The organism is Nocardia sp. NPDC023852 (genome assembly GCF_040639505.1).
Taxonomy (GTDB): Bacteria; Actinomycetota; Actinomycetes; order Mycobacteriales; family Mycobacteriaceae; genus Nocardia.
Genome location: NZ_JBFAAB010000004.1, coordinates 156,267 through 176,726 on the forward strand (window position 1 = coordinate 156,267; position 20,460 = coordinate 176,726).

General features: G+C 68.1%; 19 protein-coding genes. 12 read left to right on the top strand and 7 right to left on the bottom strand.

Annotation, left to right across the window (positions count from 1 at the left end):
* Window positions 1–103 precede the first annotated feature (103 nt).
* From AB0H00_RS10145 to AB0H00_RS10155, 3 genes are all read right to left on the bottom strand, one after another.
* Window positions 104–559, bottom strand: a complete 456-nt coding sequence (locus AB0H00_RS10145) for an AMP-binding protein (protein WP_357263854.1) — start codon at window positions 557–559, stop codon at window positions 104–106.
* Between the two features lie 149 nt (window positions 560–708).
* The gene (locus tag AB0H00_RS10150) at window positions 709–1,800 is read right to left on the bottom strand and encodes an ABC transporter substrate-binding protein (protein WP_357263857.1); all 1,092 of its coding nucleotides are present in this window, start codon (window positions 1,798–1,800) and stop codon (window positions 709–711) included.
* Window positions 1,801–1,821: 21 nt separating this feature from the next.
* On the bottom strand, window positions 1,822–2,619 hold the full coding sequence (locus AB0H00_RS10155; protein ID WP_357263860.1) for a VOC family protein: 798 nt from the start codon (window positions 2,617–2,619) through the stop codon (window positions 1,822–1,824).
* A gap of 379 nt (window positions 2,620–2,998) precedes the next feature.
* On the opposite strand from AB0H00_RS10155, the gene ctaD reads away from it, so the two are divergent.
* From ctaD to AB0H00_RS10200, 9 genes are all read left to right on the top strand, one after another.
* Window positions 2,999–4,741 (top strand): cytochrome c oxidase subunit I, encoded by a 1,743-nt coding sequence (ctaD, locus tag AB0H00_RS10160; RefSeq protein WP_357263863.1) that lies wholly within the window; start codon window positions 2,999–3,001, stop codon window positions 4,739–4,741.
* A gap of 289 nt (window positions 4,742–5,030) precedes the next feature.
* Window positions 5,031–6,248 (top strand): phosphoserine phosphatase SerB, encoded by a 1,218-nt coding sequence (serB, locus tag AB0H00_RS10165; protein ID WP_357263866.1) that lies wholly within the window; start codon window positions 5,031–5,033, stop codon window positions 6,246–6,248.
* Between the two features lie 33 nt (window positions 6,249–6,281).
* Window positions 6,282–6,689 (top strand): protease inhibitor I42 family protein, encoded by a 408-nt coding sequence (locus tag AB0H00_RS10170; protein ID WP_357263869.1) that lies wholly within the window; start codon window positions 6,282–6,284, stop codon window positions 6,687–6,689.
* Entirely contained in the window at window positions 6,689–7,495 is an 807-nt protein-coding gene (locus AB0H00_RS10175) for an aminoacyl-tRNA hydrolase (RefSeq protein WP_357263872.1), read from the top strand. The genes AB0H00_RS10170 and AB0H00_RS10175 overlap by 1 nt, the downstream gene beginning before the upstream one ends.
* Before the next feature lie 158 nt (window positions 7,496–7,653).
* Window positions 7,654–8,487, top strand: coding sequence for an ABC transporter ATP-binding protein (locus AB0H00_RS10180; protein ID WP_357263875.1), 834 nt, complete (start codon window positions 7,654–7,656; stop codon window positions 8,485–8,487).
* Between the two features lie 117 nt (window positions 8,488–8,604).
* Window positions 8,605–9,375, top strand: coding sequence for an NUDIX hydrolase (locus AB0H00_RS10185; protein ID WP_357264371.1), 771 nt, complete (start codon window positions 8,605–8,607; stop codon window positions 9,373–9,375).
* Window positions 9,376–9,409: 34 nt separating this feature from the next.
* Window positions 9,410–10,186 (top strand): enoyl-CoA hydratase-related protein, encoded by a 777-nt coding sequence (locus AB0H00_RS10190; RefSeq protein ID WP_357263878.1) that lies wholly within the window; start codon window positions 9,410–9,412, stop codon window positions 10,184–10,186.
* A gap of 37 nt (window positions 10,187–10,223) precedes the next feature.
* On the top strand, window positions 10,224–11,201 hold the full coding sequence (locus AB0H00_RS10195) for a class I SAM-dependent methyltransferase (protein ID WP_357263881.1): 978 nt from the start codon (window positions 10,224–10,226) through the stop codon (window positions 11,199–11,201).
* Window positions 11,201–12,397 (top strand): class I SAM-dependent methyltransferase, encoded by a 1,197-nt coding sequence (locus AB0H00_RS10200; RefSeq protein ID WP_357263884.1) that lies wholly within the window; start codon window positions 11,201–11,203, stop codon window positions 12,395–12,397. Before AB0H00_RS10195 ends, AB0H00_RS10200 begins: the two co-directional genes overlap by 1 nt.
* Window positions 12,398–12,444: 47 nt before the next feature.
* Here the strand turns inward: AB0H00_RS10200 and AB0H00_RS10205 are convergent, their stop codons facing one another.
* Complete coding sequence (locus AB0H00_RS10205; protein WP_357263887.1) at window positions 12,445–13,776, bottom strand: PQQ-binding-like beta-propeller repeat protein; 1,332 nt, start codon at window positions 13,774–13,776, stop codon at window positions 12,445–12,447.
* Between the two features lie 258 nt (window positions 13,777–14,034).
* On the opposite strand from AB0H00_RS10205, the gene AB0H00_RS10210 reads away from it, so the two are divergent.
* Window positions 14,035–14,784 carry an acyltransferase gene (locus tag AB0H00_RS10210; protein ID WP_357263889.1) on the top strand — a complete coding sequence of 250 codons (750 nt, stop codon included), beginning with the start codon at window positions 14,035–14,037 and terminating at the stop codon, window positions 14,782–14,784.
* A 52-nt stretch (window positions 14,785–14,836) separates the two neighbouring features.
* The gene (locus AB0H00_RS10215; RefSeq protein WP_357263892.1) at window positions 14,837–15,382 is read left to right on the top strand and encodes a DUF1697 domain-containing protein; all 546 of its coding nucleotides are present in this window, start codon (window positions 14,837–14,839) and stop codon (window positions 15,380–15,382) included.
* A gap of 176 nt (window positions 15,383–15,558) precedes the next feature.
* Here the strand turns inward: AB0H00_RS10215 and AB0H00_RS10220 are convergent, their stop codons facing one another.
* From AB0H00_RS10220 to AB0H00_RS10230, 3 genes are read right to left on the bottom strand one after another with little or no spacing between them, the layout of a single operon-like run.
* Complete coding sequence (locus AB0H00_RS10220; protein WP_357263895.1) at window positions 15,559–16,812, bottom strand: glycosyltransferase family 4 protein; 1,254 nt, start codon at window positions 16,810–16,812, stop codon at window positions 15,559–15,561.
* The gene (locus AB0H00_RS10225) at window positions 16,809–18,455 is read right to left on the bottom strand and encodes a glycoside hydrolase family 57 protein (protein WP_357263897.1); all 1,647 of its coding nucleotides are present in this window, start codon (window positions 18,453–18,455) and stop codon (window positions 16,809–16,811) included. The genes AB0H00_RS10220 and AB0H00_RS10225 overlap by 4 nt, the downstream gene beginning before the upstream one ends.
* A complete protein-coding gene (locus tag AB0H00_RS10230) occupies window positions 18,452–19,270 on the bottom strand; it encodes a class I SAM-dependent methyltransferase (protein WP_357263900.1) in 819 nt (272 codons plus the stop codon). The genes AB0H00_RS10225 and AB0H00_RS10230 overlap by 4 nt, the downstream gene beginning before the upstream one ends.
* A 294-nt stretch (window positions 19,271–19,564) precedes the next feature.
* Here AB0H00_RS10230 and AB0H00_RS10235 point away from each other — a divergent pair, with 294 nt between their 5' ends.
* Window positions 19,565–20,350: an electron transfer flavoprotein subunit beta/FixA family protein gene (locus AB0H00_RS10235; protein WP_357263903.1), complete on the top strand. Its 786-nt coding sequence runs from the start codon at window positions 19,565–19,567 to the stop codon at window positions 20,348–20,350.
* The last annotated feature ends 110 nt before the right edge of the window (window positions 20,351–20,460 follow it).

The window sequence follows — 20,460 nt, forward strand, 5'->3', positions numbered from 1 at the left end:
GACAAGTCAATTCTGAACCGGTGCGGTCCGCGCCGAGGGGTATTGCCCACACTGCGCGACCCGAACATTCCTGTCCGGGTCGCGCAGGGGGTTTCGTACTTGGTCAGGCCGCCTTCGGCAGGGGGTACAGGTCCGCGTCGCCGAGCGGTGCGTCAGAGCTGGTCAGGTAGCCCTGGAGGGTGGAGCGGCCATCCAGCGTCAGCCAGTCGATCTTGTCGGTCAGCTCGGGACGGAGGGCCTCTGTCGTGATCCCCACCGTGGTGCCCGGGGCGAAGAAGCTGTCATCGGTGACCGGGATCGTGATGGCGCCGATCTTGACGGCGGCCCGCTCGGCCACCACGGACTCGATCGGCTGGTCGATAGCTATCGCGATGCGGGAGCCGGGGCCCGCGCCGATGCCGAGCAGCAGTCTGGCGAGGCGGTTGGACCAGCGATCCAGTTCGGCGTAGGTGAGCGCGCAGTCGTCGGTGGACACCACGACCGCGTTCGGATCGACCTCGGCGACGGGCCGCGGCAGCACGAAGAGGTTGTCGGCGAGCGAGTCGGTCAGCGAGTGCATATCGTGTCCCTCGGGTCGGAGAAGAGGTGAATTGCTTACCTCTGAATCTCGTCCTCGAGAGGGACTTTCGACAGCAACCCCAGCGTTGGTCGGCGCACTCCCAGGGTGGGTAAAACCTCACCCAAGGGTGTGTTCGGCGCCGAAGTCGGTCAGTCGGTGACGAAGCCGTTGAGCGTGTTACGCAGGTCGGTGAGCAACGCGCGGGCCGCGGTGAGCCCGTTGCCGTGCCAGACCGTGTCCTCGACGGCGAACACCCGGTGATCGGTGGCGGCGCCGAGATCCTTCCACTCGTCGGTGCGTAGCACGGACTCACCGTGCTGCTTCCCCTCGGCGCCCGCGAAGATCACGTAGATCAGATCGCCCTCCACCGCGGTGGCGAACTCGCCCGCAGGCACGTCGAACGAGGTGTCGCGCTGGGCCGCGGGACGCCGCACCCCCGCATCGCCTAGTACCTGCCCGGAGAAGCTGTCGCTGCCCTGGATCCGGTTGGTATCGGCGGTGAATCGGATGACCGAGGCTTGGGTCTGGTTCGCGGCGATCGTGGTGCCGGTGTCACGCGCCTCGGTGCGGTAATCCCGCAGCGCGGCTTCCGCGGCGTCAGTGCGCCCCAAACCGGCTGCCAGCGCCATGAATTCAGCCTGCCAGCCGTTGTCCGCGCCGACCAGCACGGTGGGAGCGATGGCGCGCAGCGCATCGAAACCGGCCGCGCCGGTGGGGATGTCACCCAGAATCAGGTCGGGGCGCAGATCGGCGATCCTGGCCGGATCGGGTTGCGCGGCCGATCCGACGCCAGGAATCTTCAGCACCCCGGTGCCCAGATAGGCCGGTTGCGGGCTCGGCCCGTCGATGGTGACTGCACCGATCACCCGCTCCCACAGGCCGAGCGCGCACACCGCGTCCAGCGCGGACGTACTGAGCACGACGATGCGCTGCGGATCGGCAGGCACCTCCGAGACGCCCGCGGCGTGCGTGACAGTACGGGTGTTGCCGCTCGTCGGGTCCGGTGCGCTCGGAAGCGCGCACGCCCGTGCGGTGTCGCGTTCCAGCCCGACCACACCGGCACCGGCGATATTGGTCGTGGTGCGCACGATGGACGCGTCGTCACCGCTTTCGCCGCCGCACCCCGCCGCTAGAACGGTCGCGCACACGGCCGCGACGGCGACCACCCGACGGCCGGCCGTGGCGACGGGTGCGGAAAAGGATGTGCTGTTTCGAAGGCGAACGAAGGCGCTCAGCGACATGCGGGTGAGGGTACAGCGTTCTCAGCCGCCGATGCTGAATCGGGCGCCGGTGGGATCGGCGATCGAGGCCATCCGGCCGTACGGGGTGTCCTGGGCTGGGGACAGCACCGAACCGCCCAGATCGCCGACCCGCTCGACGGTCTTGTCCACGTCGTCGGCGCCGAAGTAGACGGTCCACCCCCCGGGTGAGTCGTCGGGCAGGAACACCGAGGCGTCCATGACACCGCCGAGCATCGGGCTCCGCGCGTGGATCGTGGTGTAGCGGAATTCTGGAGCGTCGGAGACGGTGAAGGTGTCCGACCAGCCGAATACGTCCCGGTAGAACGTCAGCGCGGCGCCGTAGGCGCGAGTGTGCAGCTCGAACCAGGACGGTGCGCCCGCGTGGTCGCGCCACTGCCCGGCCGAAACCGAACCGATCGTCTCGAACCCGCCGAACGTCCCGGCCTGCCAGATCCCGATGCCCGCCCCGCCGACGTCGCCGAGGACGGCCATGATGCCCAGCTCACCGACCGGCATCGGAGGCACGACCACCGTCGCACCGGCGGCGACGGCCGCGTCGGCGGTGGCTTTCGCGTCAGGGCTGGCGAGGTACACCGTCCACTGCTCCGGACTGTCGGTGTCGCCTTCCATCCGCGCCATGGCGCCCGCCACCGCGCGCCCGTCGTTACGGAAGGTGACGTAGCCACCGAATTCCGCGCCCGCGCGCTCGGCGGTCCAGCCGAACAGCTCGCGGTAGAACGCGATGCTGCGGTCGAGGTCGGAGGTGTAGAGCTCGACCCAGCAGGGATCGCCGGGCTGGGTGCTGTGCGGATTGGTCATCGGTGGTCTCCTGGGTGTGGTGAACCGTTTGTCATCGGTAGAGACGGTCGCCGCACGGCGAACTCATCGGTACGAGGACACACCACTCGACGCCCGCCCTCGTGCGGCGCACGAGCACCCATTCGCCGCAGACATTGCCGAAAGAACGCGTTTACTGCCCAAAACGACCGCATCGTCCCCCACTCCGGTTTCCGAGCGCAGCGAGATCGAGCATTCCCTCCAAACAAATACGACAGAGAGTAGGACCCGTTCGGCTCGCTGCCGCGGCACGGTTTACGATTCGAAGAGCGCAAGCGAACTGTCGTCTGTTCCGGCACCGGGATGGATTGCGAGCAGCGGAGCCTGCGGAGCGACCTAAAGGCACCTTTCAGGAGGATCAGTGACTGCCGTAGAGCCCCAGCCAGTCCCTCAGTTGGAAGCGACTCGGCCGTATCCGGCTCGGACCGGGCCGAAGGGCTCGTTCATCTACAAGTTGGTCACCACCACGGATCCGAAGGTCCTGGGTGTCATGTACTTGACCACCTCGATGGGCTTCTTCATGATCGGTGGCCTCATGGCGCTGATGATGCGTGGTGAGCTCGCGCGTCCCGGCCTGCAGTTCCTCTCGCCCGAGCAGTTCAACCAGCTGTTCACCATGCACGGCACGATCATGCTGCTGTTCTACGCGACCGCGATCGTGTTCGGCTTCGCCAACATCATCCTGCCGTTGCAGATCGGTGCCCCCGACGTCGCCTTCCCGCGCCTGAACGCGTTCAGCTACTGGCTGTACGCGTTCGGCGCCAGCATGGCGACCGCGGGTTTCATCACCCCCGGCGGTGCCGCGGACTTCGGCTGGACGGCGTATGTGCCGCTGACCGACATCCTGCACTCGCCCGGCGTGGGCACCGACCTGTGGATTCTCGGCCTCGCCGTCTCCGGTCTCGGCACCATCCTCGGTGGCGTCAACATGCTCACCACCGTCGTCTGCCTGCGCGCTCCGGGCATGACCATGTTCCGGATGCCGATCTTCACCTGGAACATCGCCGTCACCAGTGTGCTTGTGTTGCTCGCCTTCCCGTTGCTGACCGCCGCGCTGTTCGGCCTGGCCTACGACCGCCACCTCGGTGGCCACATCTACGACCCCGCGACCGGCGGCATCCTGCTCTACCAGCACCTGTTCTGGTTCTTCGGCCACCCCGAGGTGTACATCATCGCGCTGCCGTTCTTCGGCATCGTGTCGGAGATCTTCCCGGTGTTCTCGCGTAAGCCGATCTTCGGTTACACCACGCTGGTCTACGCGACCTTGGGCATCGCCGCTCTGTCCATCGCGGTGTGGGCGCACCACATGTACGCCACCGGCGCGGTGCTGCTGCCGTACTTCTCGTTCATGACCTTCCTGATCGCGGTCCCGACCGGCGTGAAGTTCTTCAACTGGATCGGCACCATGTGGCGCGGTCAGCTGACCTTCGAGTCGCCGATGCTGTTCTCGATCGGCTTCATCGTCACGTTCCTCTTCGGTGGTCTGTCGGGTGTCATCCTGGCCAGCCCGCCGCTGGACTTCCACGTCACCGACTCCTACTTCGTCGTGGCGCACTTCCACTACGTGCTGTTCGGCACCATCGTGTTCGCCACCTTCGCGGGCATCTACTTCTGGTTCCCCAAGATGACCGGACGCATGCTGGACGAGCGTTTGGCCAAATGGCACTTCTGGGCGACCTTCCTCGGTTTCCACACCACGTTCCTGGTCCAGCACTGGCTCGGTGCCGAGGGCATGCCGCGCCGCTACGCCGACTACCTGCCCAGCGACGGCTTCACCGGGTTGAACACGATCTCGACGATCGGTGCGTTCATCCTCGGCGCGTCGATGCTGCCGTTCCTGTGGAACGTCTTCAAGAGCTACCGCTACGGTGAGGTCGTCACCGTCGACGATCCGTGGGGTTACGGCAATTCGCTGGAGTGGGCCACGACCTGCCCGCCGCCGCGGCACAACTTCTACGAGTTGCCGCGGATCCGCTCCGAGCGTCCCGCCTTCGAGCTGCACTACCCGCACATGGTCGACCGCATGCGCGCCGAAGCCCACGTGGGTTGGGGTTCGGGCAAGCATGCCACCGAGCTCCACGAAGGCGCCGTGGCAACGAAGTAGGCGGCTGCCTCGCCTTCGCTCGGCCCGGCGCGGGGCTGGGGACGGACTTCGTCCGGCTGTGCTGAAGGTGCGGCTGCCTCGCCTTCGCTCGGCCCGGCGCGGGGCTGGGGACGGACTTCGTCCGGCTGTCGTGAAGGGCACCTGCGCCGTAGGATTCACCGTGGTGAGTGTGCACCTGCTGGTCACCAGCGGGTGCACACTCGTTTTGTGCAGAATGCAGTAGGCACCGTGGCGTTACGACAACGAGGTCCCCGCAGCGGCGGCAAACACCGAACATGGAGCGCATCAGTTGGCCGACACCACAGTCCTCGTCACCGTCACCGGACCCGACCGGCCCGGTGTGACGTCCGTGCTGCTCGCGGCGATGTCGCGGCATCGGGTGAGCCTGCTGGACGTGGAACAGGTCGTGATCCGGGGCAGGCTGACCCTAGGCGTCCTGGTCACCTGTCCACATGATCCCGAAGCGTTGCAGGACGAGCTCGAAGAGGCGATGAACACCGTCGGCATGCACGTCGACGTCGAGGTCGGCGCCGAGGTCGGCAGGCATCCGATGTCCACGCACGCGGTGGTGATCCTCGGTAGTCCGGTCACCGCGCGTGCCTTCAGCGCTGTGTCGCGGCAGTTGGCCACGCTCGGCGCCAATATCGACACCATCCGCGGTATCGCGGACTATCCAGTGACCGGCATGGAGCTGATGGTCACCGCGACCGACCCGAGCACGGACGCCGACTCGCGGCTGCGCACGGCGCTGGCGAAGGTCGCGGTGGCCGAGCAGGTCGACGTCGCGGTGGAGCGCGCCGGGCTGGCCCGCCGCGGCAAGCGGCTCATCGTGTTCGACGTCGACTCGACGCTGATCCAGGGGGAGGTCATCGAGATGCTCGCCGCGCACGCGGGCGTGGAGGAAGAGGTCGCCAAGGTCACCGAAGCCGCCATGCGCGGCGAGATCGACTTCGCCGAATCGCTGCGGCAGCGGGTCGCGACGCTCGAGGGCCTCGACGAGTCGGTGATCGAGGCGGTGGCCGACCGGATCGAGCTGACGCCCGGCGCCCGCACCACCATCCGCACGCTGCGCAGGATCGGGTTCCGCTGTGGGGTGGTGTCCGGTGGTTTCCGTCAGGTGATCGAGCCGCTGGCACATGAGCTGGAGCTGGACTTCGTCCAGGCGAACACCCTGGAGATCCGGGACGGAAAGCTCACCGGACGCGTTGTCGGCGAGATCGTGGACCGGGCGGCCAAGGCCACGGCGCTGCGCAAGTTCGCGGCGGAGGCCGGAGTGCCGATGGAGCAGACCGTCGCGGTCGGCGACGGAGCCAATGACATCGACATGCTCAACGTCGCCGGGCTGGGCGTGGCGTTCAACGCCAAGCCCGCGTTGCGCGAGGTCGCCGACGCCGCCCTTTCATATCCATACCTGGACGCGGTGCTGTTCATCCTCGGCGTCACCCGGGACGAGGTCGAGGCGGCTGACGCCAGGGACGGCCTGTTGCGCCGAGTACCTTTGGCCTGACGGCTTTTCGGACGAGGAGATCGGAGGGCTTCGATGCGGAAGTTCCTGCTCGTGCTGTTGCTCGGGTTGGCAGCGGTCGGATGTGGCAGCAACGGCTCGTCTGTGGCGAATCCCGTTGTGCGCGTCACCGACGCCGACAACGGTCAGGAGCGCGGATTGCACGCGGGGCAACGGCTCATGGTCACTCTTCCATCGAACCCGTCGACCGGGTATTCCTGGCGCATAGCGGAATTGGATGACGCACTGGTGAAGCAGGACGGTGTGGCAGACTTCGAACCTGATCCGACGGTGCCCGTGGCCCCCGGCTCGGGTGGCAGTGCCGTGTGGACCTTCGTCGGTGTCGGGACGGGCGTCACCCAGCTGACGATGGACTACGCACGGCCGTGGGAGCAAGGTATGGAGCCGGCCGAGAGGTTTTCGTTGACGCTCGAGGTGGAGTGATGACGAGCATGCCGGAATGTGGTGCCGAAGTCAGCGGCAGCGGGGAGACCGCGCGGGCCGCGACGATGTCGGACGCCGCGGGATTTCTGGTCAGGCATGCGGCGCTGGGCGAAGGCTATGGTCATGTGGGCGATCCGGACGATCCGGCCATGGTTCAGGCGATGCAGATGGTGCTACATCTTCCCAAGATCGATCCGCCACCCCGCACCTCGCTGCTCGCGGCGGCTGCCGCCGCCGCGGTGGCGCTGTGCCTGGACGAGCGGGTATCGCCGGGCGGCGAATGGGAAGAGCGCTATCTGGCGTGGAGGCGGTCGCGGATCCGTAAGGTGGCCAGACGTGCCCGCGGTGCCCAGTGGAGCGCGACCTGCGCGGTGGACGGCGTCACTGTCGAGATCGACGGCGCGCAGGCGCGGGCGCTGGTGCCCGGACCGGTGGGCCAGGTCGATCCGCGGATCAAGCGCCTGCAGATCGGCGGCACCGATCTCGACCACGACGATCCCGGCCCGCCCGACCCGAAGCTGCCCGTGCTGTGGGTGAACACATCACTCGGTATGACCCTGGGCAAAGCCGCCGCGCAGGTCGGCCACGCGAGCATGCTGCTGGCCGGTGCGCTCACCGCCCAGCACGCGTGGCGCTGGTCCGAGCGTGGATTCCACTGCTCGGTGCGCGAAGCCGACGCCGAGCGGTGGACGGCCCTCGTCGGCCAGGCGGCCGACGGCACCGCGGTCGCTGTGCGAGACGCGGGGTTCACCGAGGTGGCGCCCGGTTCGATGACCGTCATCGCGGTGCCTGCCCTGGCCTGGTGAACCAGCCGCGGCGACTGTTCGGCAATCGGAGGGGGCGAGTCGGACGCGGCTGCGCTGGCTATTCCGACCGACAGGACCGCAGCGTGCCGCGCTGATCCGACCGACCCGGCCCGGACATCCCTCCCTGCGCTGGCAAATGTCCCCACGGGTGGGCCAAGATGGACCGCGTGCCGCAACCGGATCCCGATCTGCTCATCGATTTCACCGACGTGACCATCCGCCGTTCGGGCCACACCCTCGTCGGGCCGGTCACCTGGCAGGTCGAGCTCGACGAACGCTGGGTCGTCCTCGGCCCCAACGGCGCGGGCAAGACCTCCCTGCTGCGGATGGCCGCCGCCGAGACACACCCCACCTCGGGCATCGCCCATCTGCTCGGGGAGCGGATCGGCAAGGTGGACGTCAGCGAGCTGCGCCCGCGCATCGGCCTGTCCTCGGCCGCGGTGGCCAGCCGGGTTCCGCTCGACGAGAAGGTCAGCGACCTGGTGGTTTCCGCCGGGTACGCGGTGCTGGGGCGGTGGCGGGAGCGCTACGACGACGTCGACACCGACCGTGCCATCGACATGCTGGAAAGCCTGGGTGCCGAACATCTCTCGGACCGCACCTACGGCACGCTGTCGGAGGGCGAGCGCAAGCGGGTGCTCATCGCTCGCGCGCTGATGCCCGATCCCGAGCTGCTGCTGCTGGACGAGCCCGCCGCCGGCCTGGATCTGGGCGGTCGGGAGGAGCTGGTGGAACGGCTCGGTGATCTCGCCGCCGATCCGGACTCGCCCGCGATCGTGCTCGTCACCCACCACGTGGAGGAGATCCCGCCCGGATTCACCCATGGCCTGCTGCTCAACGAGGGCGAGGTGGTCGCGCAGGGCCTGCTCGGCGACGTGCTCACCGCGGCCAACCTGAGCGATGCGTTCCGTCAGTCGATCGCGTTGAGCCGGGTGGGTGGTCGATACTTCGCGCGCCGTGCGCGCCGCGCGGGCCGGCATCGCACCCGCTGACCCGCACGCGGTGACTGCGCTCACCCAGCGCGCGTTTAGGGTGCAGAGGTGAGTGAGACACAATCGGAGGCCGACTCTCAGCCGCGGATACCGTCGCCCAAGGACGCGTCGACGGTGATGCTGGTGCGCGACGGCGCCGAGGGCCCCGAGATCTTCTTGCAGCGCAGGGTCGGGGCAATGGCATTCGCCGCGGGAATGACCGTATTCCCCGGCGGCGGCGTCGACCCGTCCGACGCCATCACGGACATCACCTGGGCCGGTCCCGAACCAGCCTGGTGGGCCGAGCGGTTCGCGACGACAGAGCCGACGGCTAAGGCATTGGTCTGCGCGGCGGTACGCGAGACGTTCGAGGAATGTGGCGTGCTGCTGGCCGGTCCGACGGCGGACAGCGTCGTCTCCGACACGACCCGGTACCGGGCCGCTCGTGGAAAGCTGGAGCGCAGGGAACTGTCGCTGGCGTCGTTCCTCGCCGAGGAGAATCTCGTGCTGCGTGCGGACCTGCTTCGGCCGTGGGCGAATTGGATCACTCCGGTGATCGAGCCGCGCCGCTACGACACCCGGTTCTTCGTCGCGGTGCTGCCGGAGGGGCAGCGCGCCGACGGCGCCACCTCGGAGGCGGCGGAGGTTCAGTGGCGCACCCCGGAGGAGGCGCTGGCGCGCTGGCGGGCAGGCACCGATGTCCTTTTGCCGCCGACGTGGGCACAGCTGGTCGCGCTCGGCGGGTTCGGCTCGACCGCCGATTTGCTGGTCGCCCGGCCCGCGATCGATCCGATCATGCCGGTGCTCGTCGACCTCGACGGCAAGCAGGTGCTGTCCTTCCCGGACAACCAGCGCTACTTCGCCGATCTCCCGGATGCCGGTCGGCTCAGGGGATCTGTGCGCAAGTGAGCGGGCACGTGGGCACCCGGTAGCGTGGCTCACCATGGCCGAATTCGTGACCCTGGATCAGTCCGAGGGCGATGCCGCGCGCCGCGTGGCCGTTCTCCGGATCGTCCGCCCGCCGCTGAACCTGCTGAACGTTCAGCTGGCGCGTGAGCTGGCCGAGGCGGCCGACGCGGTTGCCGCGGACGCGAGCGTCGCGGCCGTGGTCGTGTACGGCGACGAGCGGGTGTTCTCGGCGGGTGACGACGTGGCCGAGCTGTCCCAGCTGAGCGCGGACCAGGCGAGCGCCGTGGCGGGCGATCTGCAGCGCATCCTCGGTTGCCTGGCCCGGCTCCCGCAGCCGACCGTCGCGGCGATCAGCGGCTACTGCCTCGGCGGCGGGCTGGAGCTGGCGCTCGGCGCCGACCGGCGCGTCGTCGGTGACAACGTCAAGTTGGGTCTTCCGCAGATCAAGGCCGGCCTGATCCCGCTCGCCGGAATCCGGCGGCTCGCGCTGCTCATCGGGCCAGGCCCGGCCAAGGACCTGGTCTACACCGGCCGGTTCATCGAGCCGGACGAGGCGAAGGCGCTCGGCCTGGTCGACGAGGTCGTCGCTCCCGACGACGTGTTCACCGCGGCGATGCGATGGGCGCGGCAGTTCGTCAACGGACCGGCGCGCGCACTGGCCGCCGCGAAAGCGGTCTTCGAAGCAGGACCACACGGCCTGGACCGCGCACGGACGGAGTGGTCGGATTTGTTCACGACCGAAGATCGCCTGATAGGAACAGGTTCCTATCTCGCGGACGGCCCGGGGTCCGCCGAATTCGTGGGCCGATAGCGGGCGTCAACTGCGGATTTGGGTAGGCTTGCCGACCATGACGGTACGTCCCGACGACCCCGCGCCGAACCCGCACGCCACCGAGGCGGAGGTCGCAGCAGCGCTCGAGGATACGAAGCTGGCCCAGGTGCTCTACCACGACTGGGAAGCCGAGACCTACGACGACAAGTGGTCCATCTCGTATGACGAGCGCTGTATCGAATACGCCCGCGGCCGGTTCGACGCCGCGGTCGGCCCGGCGCCGCTGCCCTACGGCAAGGCGCTCGAACTCGGCTGTGGTACCGGCTTTTTCCTGCTCAACCTGATGCAGGCGGGCGTGGCGAAATCCGGCTCGGTTACCGACCTGTCGCCGGGCATGGTCAAGGTCGCGCTGCGCAACGCACAACATCTCGGGCTGGACGTGGACGGGCGGGTCGCCGACGCGGAGACCATCCCCTACGAGGACGACACCTTCGACCTGGTGGTCGGCCACGCGGTGCTGCACCACATTCCTGACGTCGAGCTGGCGCTCAAGGAATGCCTGCGCGTGCTCAAGCCGGGCGGCCGTTTCGTATTCGCCGGCGAGCCGACCACGGCAGGCAACTTCTACGCACGCTGGCTGGGCCGGATCACCTGGGCGGCCACCACCACGGTCACCAAGCTGCCGATCCTGAGCGGTTGGCGGCGTCCGCAGGAGGAACTGGACGAGTCCTCGCGCGCGGCTGCCCTGGAGGCTGTCGTCGATCTGCACACGTTCGATCCCCGCGACCTGGAGGCCATGGCGCGTTCGGCAGGTGCCGTCGACGTGGCCGCCACCACCGAGGAATTCACGGCCGCACTGTGGGGCTGGCCGGTGCGCACGTTCGAGGCCGCGGTGCCCGCCGAGAAGCTCACCTGGCCCTACCGGGTTGCGATGTACCGCGCCTGGCTCGGCCTGAGCTGGGTGGACGAGAAAGTCATGCGCCGTGTGGTGCCGCGCCAGTTCTTCTACAACGCCATGATCACCGGCGTCAAGCCCAGCGTTTCTGCCAAGTAGTGGGGTACGGCTTCCGCCGCGCGGACGTCGCCTTTCTCGGCAGTGCGGCGGGCGCCGCCGCGCTGGCCGAGGTGGACCGGCTGGAGCTGACCCCGGCGACGCACCTGCGCGACCTGGAGCGGGTGCGTCGCGACCACGGCGCGTGGGCGGCTGCTCTCGTCGAGACGGTGCGATTGCGCCGCAGGGCGGCCGCCAAGCTGGCCGACGCCGTGGAATGGCTGTTCACCGAGGACGCGCTGCAGCAGGCGACTCCGACAATGGTGGCCCGGCAACGGGCTGCCCGGTTGGCCGACCGGACCGTGCACGACGTCACATGCTCGATCGGTGCGGAACTTGCCGAGCTGGCGCGTGTCTGCCCCTCGGTGATCGGGAGCGATCTGGACGACGTACGGTTGTCGATGGCCGCACACAATACGTCGGGAAACCGAAACGTGTTGCTGGCCAAGGCCGACGCGCTCGTCCCGGTCAGCAGGGACACGGTTGTGGTCGCCGACCCGGCCCGCCGCGCCGACGGGCGCCGCACCCACGATCCAGCGAAACTCCAACCGCCCCTTCCAGATCTGCTCGCCGCGTACGCCGGCCGCGATCTGGTCGTGAAGTGCGCTCCCGGACTGGACTTCGACCGCATGGGCTGGCCTGGGGAAATCGAAGTGGTCTCGCTCGACGGCGCCGTCCGCGAGGCATGCCTGTGGTCGCCCGGTCTCGCCGAGGCCGGCGTCACCCGCAGAGCGACCGTGCTCACCGCCGGCGAAGCGGCCCGCACCTATACCGGCGCCGATCCGGACGACATCCCGGAACGGGACCCGGGCGAGTGGATCATCGACCCGGACGGCGCCGTGGTCCGCGCGGGCCTGGTTCGCCACTACGCCGCGAAACATGGCCTGTGGCAACTCGATCCGCGAATCGCCTACCTGACCGGCGACCATCGCCCCGGCGGAATCCGCGGGTTCCGTATCGTTGATCGCCTCGAATTCCGCGAGAAGACCCTTCGTTCGGAACTGCGCCGCCGTGACTGCGGCGCACTCGAGATCCTGGTGCGAGGAGTCGACGTAGACCCCGATCAGCTCCGCCGTCGCTTGAAACCCGCTGGCACCCAGCCCTACACGTTGGTGATCACGCGAATCGGCCGTGCGGCAACCGTATTTCTCTGTGTTGCTTTCGCGGACCAACTGTCCGCTTCTTCGGCAGTGCGGTGACGGTCGACGAGTCGGTTCGACGCGGAAGACACCGGAAATATCGGAGGTCAGGTTTCCGGTTTGAAGACGAAGAGCTCACCGATTCGAGTGGCCACGACGACTTCGCCCTTGGCGCCGATGGAGGTCCCGGTGGTTGTGCCTTCAGCGCCAGGAAGGATATCGGAGTCGATAGTGGCGCCGCTCCTCGTATCGAAGGTGATGAGGTTGAGGCCATCGCCGATGGCGGCAGTGGTGTAGCCGGTGCTACCCGCGGTTTGGACCGGCAGGCCGCGAAGGGCGAGATCCTTGCGTTCCCAGGCGATTTCCGGGACATCGCCCTTGTCACGCAGAGCGAGAAGATGGCCTTCGTCGCCGGCCGGAATGATCAGGCCGTCGCTGGAAACCGAAATACCTCCGCGCGGAGCCCATTCCAGGGACTTGACCCATTTGGTACGTCCGTCGGAGGTGTCGACGGCGATCAATCGCTTGCTGTTGTCACCCACGTAGACGGTTGTGCCGTCTGCCGACAGGGCGGGACTGGTGGCACTGCCCCCTGACAGCAGTTCGGCACTCCAATCCCGCTGGATCTTGTTACCCGCATAGTGGAGGGCGACCAGAGCGGCGGTCGGCTTGCCCGGCTGCCACAACGTGACGAAGAAGCGGCCGGTCGCGGCGTCGACAGCGGAGATATTCGCAACCGGGCACTGCGGTCCACCAGTGGCGCACTCGTCCAAGCCCTGCCCGGCGGCGGGCCAGGCGAGGTTCGGGTTGTCGAGAAAGTCCGGCTCGCCGAGCAACTGCACCGTTGGCACAGCGCGTTCGCCGGTCTGACGCGACAGCACATCGACCTGGCCGGTTTGGGTGATCGTCAACAGATTTCCGTCGCCGGTGAATTGCACTGAGACCGGCGTTCCGGCAACTGTTGTGCGCCAGCGCGGCTGCCCTAAGTAGTTGAACGAATTCACATGACTGTCGTCACCGACATAGACGTTGGTCATGCCGTCGACCAACGAGGGCGCCGAGATCGCGCTCGGCTCGAGCGCGTTGCAGAACCGCTTGCGCCCGGTGGCCATCTGAAACGAGAAGATCGCGCAGTTCGGTAGGCGCGTGGTGACGAACAGCTGACCGTCGGGACCCAGCGTGACCGCCTCGGCGATCGGCCCGCCCACCGGACGTGTCCAGCTCAGCGCGATCTTCTTGGCGCCGGTGACGGGGCTGGTCGCGCCGTTGCGGCCGTCGTGGTACGCGGCGGGCCAGCCCTTGCCCGGACCGACGGTGATGTCGTCGACATCGGTGCCGCAGCCCGCCAAGGCCAGCGCACCGACCGCGGCCAGTACGGCCGCAGCACGGATCCGGGACGGTCGCCACCTGGAAGTAGCCAGTACGCCGCCGCTTCGCACCTGCCGCACTCCTGTCGTCGATGGCTCGCACGAGACTGAGGGTGTCGAACCACGGTCCCCGTTCGGTCTTTTCGCCCGCGGGTTCGGGGGCGCCGTCGCCGGCGCACGAGTCACTGTACGGGAGCGTTGTGTGCGGGTGCACGAGTCCCGTCGTTGTCGTCGCGGGTGCTCGTTGCCGTCCTCGCCGCGGGCGATAGGCTCTAACCGTCGCCGCCCAGGTGGGCGACAGCCCATAGGACCACGACAGGAGAGCCGTTCGTGACGAGCATGTGGGGCGCACCGTTGCGTTCGCGCTGGCGCGGATCGCGCCGCCGGGATCCGCAGCAGGCGCGTTTTCTGACGCGGGCTTCGCTGCGCTGGGTGCTCGCGAACCGGGCGTACACGCCCTGGTACCTGGTGCGGTACTACCGGCTGTTCAAGTTCCGCTTGGCGAACCCGCACATCGTGCTGCGCGGCATGGTATTCCTCGGTCGTCGCGTCGAGATCCACGCCACGCCCGAATTGAGCCGGATGGAGATCGGCCGCTGGGTGCACATCGGCGACGGCAACGCGATCCGCTGCCACGAGGGTTCGCTTCGCATCGGCGACAAGGTGGTGTTCGGCAAGGACAACGTGGTCAACACCTACCTCGACATCGAGATCGGCGAATCGACCCTGGTCGCGGACTGGTGCTACATCTGCGACTTCGACCACAAGATGGACGACATCACGATGCCGATCAAGGATCAGGGCATCGTGAAGAGCCCGGTCCGCATCGGCCCTGACACGTGGATCGCCGCCAAGGTCACCGTGCTGCGCGAGACCCGTGTGGGCCGCGGCTGCGTGCTCGGCGCCCACGCCGTGGTCAAGGGCGAGATCCCGGACTACAGCATCGCCGTCGGGGCGCCGGCCAAGGTGGTCAGGAATCGCAAGGAGGTTTGGGAGGCAGGCGCCGAGGAGCGCGCGAAATACTTTGCGGCGCTGGAGGATATCGCGCGCAAGAAGAACGGTTCCACCCAGATGGCCTAGCCGCTCCGTGGGTCCAGCCGATCTGTCGGGGCAAGCGAGTAGGTTCCCCGGCATGAACAGGTACGCCGCACTGCTGCGCGGCATCACGCCGAGCAATCCGAATATGAGCAACGCGAAATTGCGGGCGGTGTTCGAGGGGTTGGGGTTCGAGGGGGTCGCGTCGGTGCTCGCCAGCGGCAACATCGTGTTCCGCAGCCAGGACACCGACATTCCCGCGCTGGAGGACCGCATCCAGCAGGCGTTGAACCAGGAACTCGGGATCGGCGGCGGGACGATCATCCGCAGTGACGAAGAACTGCGCGCGCTGCTGGACACCGACCCGTTCCCCGGACTCACGCACGGGCGCGGAACATATCTGATCGCGACGTTCCTCAAAGACACCGCCAAGGCGCCGGGCACGCTGCCCGCTCAACCCGATCCGCGCACCCGCATCATCGGCTACGACGAGGCAGCTCGCGCCTTCCTCGCGGTGATCGACAACAGTGAGCCGGGCAAGACGCCGGACTTCATGGCCTGGTTGGACAAGACCTACGGCAAGGACATCACAACCCGCACCTGGCTCACCGTCGAGCGCATCGTGAAGAAGCTCGCGGCATGAGCGGGTCAAGGCCCGGAGGAGGCAGCCTGCGTAACCACGGAGTGCCTCCCGCTCATGCCAGAGAGGACACCGCATGAGCGGTCAAGCCCGGAGGTGGCAGCGAAGCGTAACCACGGAGGGCTCCGCTCATGCGAGAGGGGATACGGCCTGAGCCGGGCACCGATCGCGGTCGTGCGTTACTTCGGATCGCGTTCCGGTAGCGGGCGGTCGACGATCGCCGGGCGGCCCAGCGGATTGCGCACCCGGCGTTTGGCCGACTGGTACACCTGGGCGGTTTCCATGGCCACCATGTCCCACGCGAAATCGGCGGTGAGCCGTTCGCGGGCAGCGTGGGCCCGCTGCTGCGCTTCGGCGGGGTCGTCGAGGGTGGCGCGGACCGCCTCGACCAGGCCGTCGACGTCGGCGGGCGCGAAGGACGCGCCGGTCACCCCGTCGATCACGGCCTCACCGAGGCCACCCGCCGTCGAAGTGATCAGCGGAGTGCCCGCCGCCGCCGCCTCCAGGGCGACGATGCCGAAGGGCTCGTACCGGCTGGGCAGCACTATCGCGTCGGCGCCATGCAGCCAGCCGAGCAACTCCTTGTGGTGCAGCTGCCCGGCGAAGATCACCGCGCGGGCGACCCGATGCACGCGGGCACGCTCGCGCAGCCACTCGAACTGGGTGCCGACACCGGCGATGGTCAGGGTCGTACCGGGGTGGGCGCGGCGGATGCGGGGCAGCGCCGCGATCGCGTCCTGCACGCCTTTCTCATACTCCAGCCTGCCCACGTACAGCAGCCGGGGCGGACCGGTGCGCGGCGAACGTGGACGGAAGGTCCAGGCGCCCACATCGATTCCATTGCGGATCACCGTCATCGGGATCCGTTCCGGCCCGTACAGCCGTTCCACCTCGTCCTGCATGGACGACGAGCAGGTGATCAGCGCGTCGGACTCGTTGGCGAGCCACCATTCGACCGAATGCACCTGCTTGTTGACCTTGCCCGCGACCCAGCCGCTGTGGCGTCCGGCTTCGGTCGCGTGAATGGTCGACACCAGCGGCACATCGTAGTACTCGGCCAGTGCGATACCAGGGTGGGCGACCAGCCAGTCGTGCGCGTGCACCACGTCGGGGATCCATCCGTCCCCGATGCCCGGCTTCCCGAGAGCGACGCCCGCGCGCACCATGGCATGGCCCATGGCCAGCGTCCAGGCGAGCATGTCCTCGCCGAAGTCGAACACCGGCGGGTCCTCCGCGACCGCGACGACCAGCACCCCGTCGGCGATGAAGGAGTGTGTGGGGTGGGTCGAGGAGTCGGTGCCCGAAGGACGTCGGGACAAGACCACCACCTCGTGGCCCGCCGCGGCCAGTTCGGTGGCGAGGTGATGCACGTGCATGCCGAGACCACCGACCACGACCGGTGGGTACTCCCACGACACCATCAAAATCTTCATGTATGTCCTTCTGCGGCGGAGCCTTGGTGCGCGTAGGCGGGGCCCGATCCTGGCGGGCTGGCGGGCGCTGCTTCGGGGGTGCCGGGTACAAAACCCGCGGAGCCGAGTCGCCGCGCGTCCATACTGGGGAAGAGTCCGTCAGCCGTCCCCCATCCTGCCGCCAACTGCCGTGCTTTGGCGACTTGGCCCGCTCCGACGGCAGCGGCGATCTCCCGTACAGCGTGTGCGTGCTGGTGCGCGCGGTCGCGTGCGTAGCCGGCGGCGGAGTCCTTGCTGACCATGAATGCCCAATCGCTGGACACGGTCAGGATCGCTTCGCGTAGCAACTGGTCGGCCACGTGATCGCGCAGGCCGGGCGGTCCGCCCTGGGCCGCGCGCATCTTGTCGATCGTGTCCAGCGTCAGCCGCACGATGTCGTCGTCGAGCTCGACCAGGTCGCGCACCTGGTCGCCGGCCCACACCCGCCAGTCCTTGCCCGAGCCCCAGGACGAGTCGGCCAGCGGCACAGGTTCACCCAGGTAACCCCGGTCACGCGCGTCGGCCAGCGTGCCGACGCTGACGCCCGCTTCCGGCAGCGCGCGCAGCACTTGGGCCAGCCATTGCGGACCCTCGTGCCACCAGTGTCCGAGCAGTTCGGTGTCGAACGCCGCGACGACCAGCGCGGGGCGCTCGATCCGGGCGGACTCGGCGATCAACCGCTCGCGCACGGTCCGCACGAAGTCGTCCACGTGGCGGGCGACTGCCGCGGCGGCCAGCTCCGGGTCGTAGGGGGCCTTGTCCGGTCCGGCGACCGTCTTGCCGGTGACCCGGGCGGGCTTGAGACCTGTCGCGTGGTCGTAGTGATGGAAGTCACGGTAGGCGCTGTGGCCGGGATAACCGGACTTCGGTGACCAGACGCGGTAGCTCACCTGCAGGTCGCGTCCGAACGCGACCACATCGGACTCGCGCACCGGGCGCCCGAGGGTGGTGTCGCCGCGCAGTGCGGGCCCGTCGACCATGAAATGCGTCACGCCGGCATCGGCGTATCCGACCTCCATGCCGGGTGTGTACCCGCATTCGGGCGCCCAGATCCCAGTGGGCGTGTGGCCCCAGCGGTGCCGCGCGTCTGCCAGTCCTTCGGTGAGCTGGAACTGCCGCAGCCGCGGATCGAGCAGCGGCTGGAACGGGTGGGCGAGTGGCCCGCCGAGCAGCTCGATGGTTTCGGCGTCGACCAATTCACGCCAGACCGGCGCCGCGCCGTGCCGCCAACGCTGCTCGAATCCAGCGAGTGCCGCGGCGGCCAAGCGGTGCTCGTGCCTGCCGAGCGCGACGTTGCCCGCCATGGCGGCCTCGTCGGCGCGCAGCTGCCAGTTGCCCAGCCAGTGGTGCATGCCGGCCAGGCAGTGCGGGTCGTCCAGTTGGGCCGCGAGCACCGGCGTGATTCCGAGGCTGACCAAATGCGAATAGCCCTCGGCCGCAAGTATTCTCAGTACTTCCACGACCGGAAGATAGGACGCCGCCCAGGACTGGTAGAGCCATTCCTCGCCGACCGGCCAGCGGCCGTGATGAGCCAGCCAGGGCAGGTGGGAGTGCAGGACCAACGTGAACTGGCCCGGCACCGGAGTTGCGGAGTGCCCGCCGGGCACGGCACTGCGGTCGGTCAAGGCTTCACCGCGATGGCGACCAGGTCGAGGCTCGCGTCGATGTCCTCGGCGACGAGCACGAAGTCCTCGACCGTGACGCTCGCGACGTCCGCGGTCAGTTCCGCGGGCCAGGGCTCACCAGCCAGCGCCCGTTCGATCTGTGCGTCGATGAACGAACCGCCGTGCTTGGCGTCCAACGCCTTCAGGCTCGGCCCGTGGTGCACGCCGACCATCTGCGCGACCTCGAATCCGGTGTGGACCAGCAGTTCGGTCAGCTCGGCGGCGTTCAGCTCCCTGGTGTGGAAGGGATTGAGCGGGGTATCGCGGCCGGGGGAGAAGGTGATCCGGTTGGGGGTGCTGATCAGTAGCTCGCCGCCGGGACGAAGCACGCGCAGGCACTCCCGCAGGAACTGCGACTGGTCCCAGAGATGTTCGATCACTTGGAAGTTCACTACGACGTCGACCGAGGTGTCCTCCAGCGGCAGCGCGGCGAGGTTGCCCTGCAGCATTTCGACGCGGGGGTAGCGCGCGCGCACGTGCTCCACGGCGCTGGTGTCGTAGTCCAGGCCGATCACTGTGGTGGCCACGTCGGCGATCATGTCGGCGCCGTAGCCCTCGCCGGAACCGGCTTCCAGTACGGTCTTTCCCGCGCAGCGATCCAGCAGGCGGACGTAGGCGATCTCGTGCCTGCGGAACCAGTAGTTCTCCTCGGCGATGCCGGGGACGGTGCGCTCGCCGGTCAGCGGCAGCGGTTCGGCGATGCCGATGGTCGTCTCGGGTTCCGCGGTAATGCCCGTCGGGTCGTCCACTGCGGCAGGGATCACAGCCTCGCTCATCACTCCGACGTTACTGGCTCTTCGGGGGAAACCCGCACCGGGTCGGCCCCGATGTGCGGCTGCCTCGCCTGCGCTCGGCCCGGCGCGGGCAATGGGCGGACTTCGTCCGGCGGGGTCGTCTATGCGGCTGCCTCGCCTGCGCCGGTTTGGGGTTGTGAGAGAGAAACCACTAAGTTACCCGTGAGTAACTTAACGTAGGGTAATGTCACGGCCTGAGCCACTCAGACGGACGTACGGCCATGCTCGTGCGACCACCACATACGTGTACCTAGAACAGGAGGTCGACGAAGACCGATGCCGAACATCGTCGTACTCATCAAGCAGGTTCCCGACACCTGGTCCGAGCGCAAGCTGACCGACGGTGACTTCACCCTCGATCGCGAAGCCGCCGACGCCGTGCTCGACGAGATCAACGAGCGCGCCGTCGAAGAGGCGCTGCTGATCAAGGAGGCTCAGGGCGGCGAGGTCACCGTGCTGGCCGCCGGCCCCAATCGCGCCACCGAGGCCATCCGCAAGGCGCTGTCCATGGGTGCCGACAAGGCTATCCACATCAACGACCCAGCCATCCACGGCTCCGACGCCGTGCAGACCGCCTGGGTGCTGGCCAGCGCGCTCGGCCAGGTCGAGGGTGTCGAGCTGGTCATCGCGGGCAACGAGGCGACCGACGGCCGCGCGGGCGCCGTGCCCGCGATCATCGCCGAGTACCTCGGGCTGCCGCAGCTGACGCACCTGCGCAAGCTGACTGTCAACGGCGACAAGGTCACCGGCGAGCGCGAAACCGACGACGGCGTGTTCAAGCTGGAGGCCACCCTCCCTGCGATCGTGAGCGTCACCGAGAAGATCAACGAGCCGCGCTTCCCGTCCTTCAAGGGCATCATGGCCGCGAAGAAAAAGGAAGTGCAGACCTTCACGTTGGCCGACCTCGGCGTCGACCCGTCGACCGTGGGTGTCGCGAACGCCGGCACCGCCGTCACCGCCGCCACCCCGAAGCCGCCGCGCACCGCGGGCGAGAAGGTGGCGGACGAGGGTGACGGCGGCACCAAGGTCGCCCAGTACCTGATCGGCCAGAAGATCATCTGATCTCGGCAGTGCTAGTGCGGGACACCGCACCCGGTCGGGCGGGGCGAGCCGCTTCGCGATTGTCGCTCGTTTCGTCCTCCAGATCTGAGACTTCTTAGGAGAGAACACAA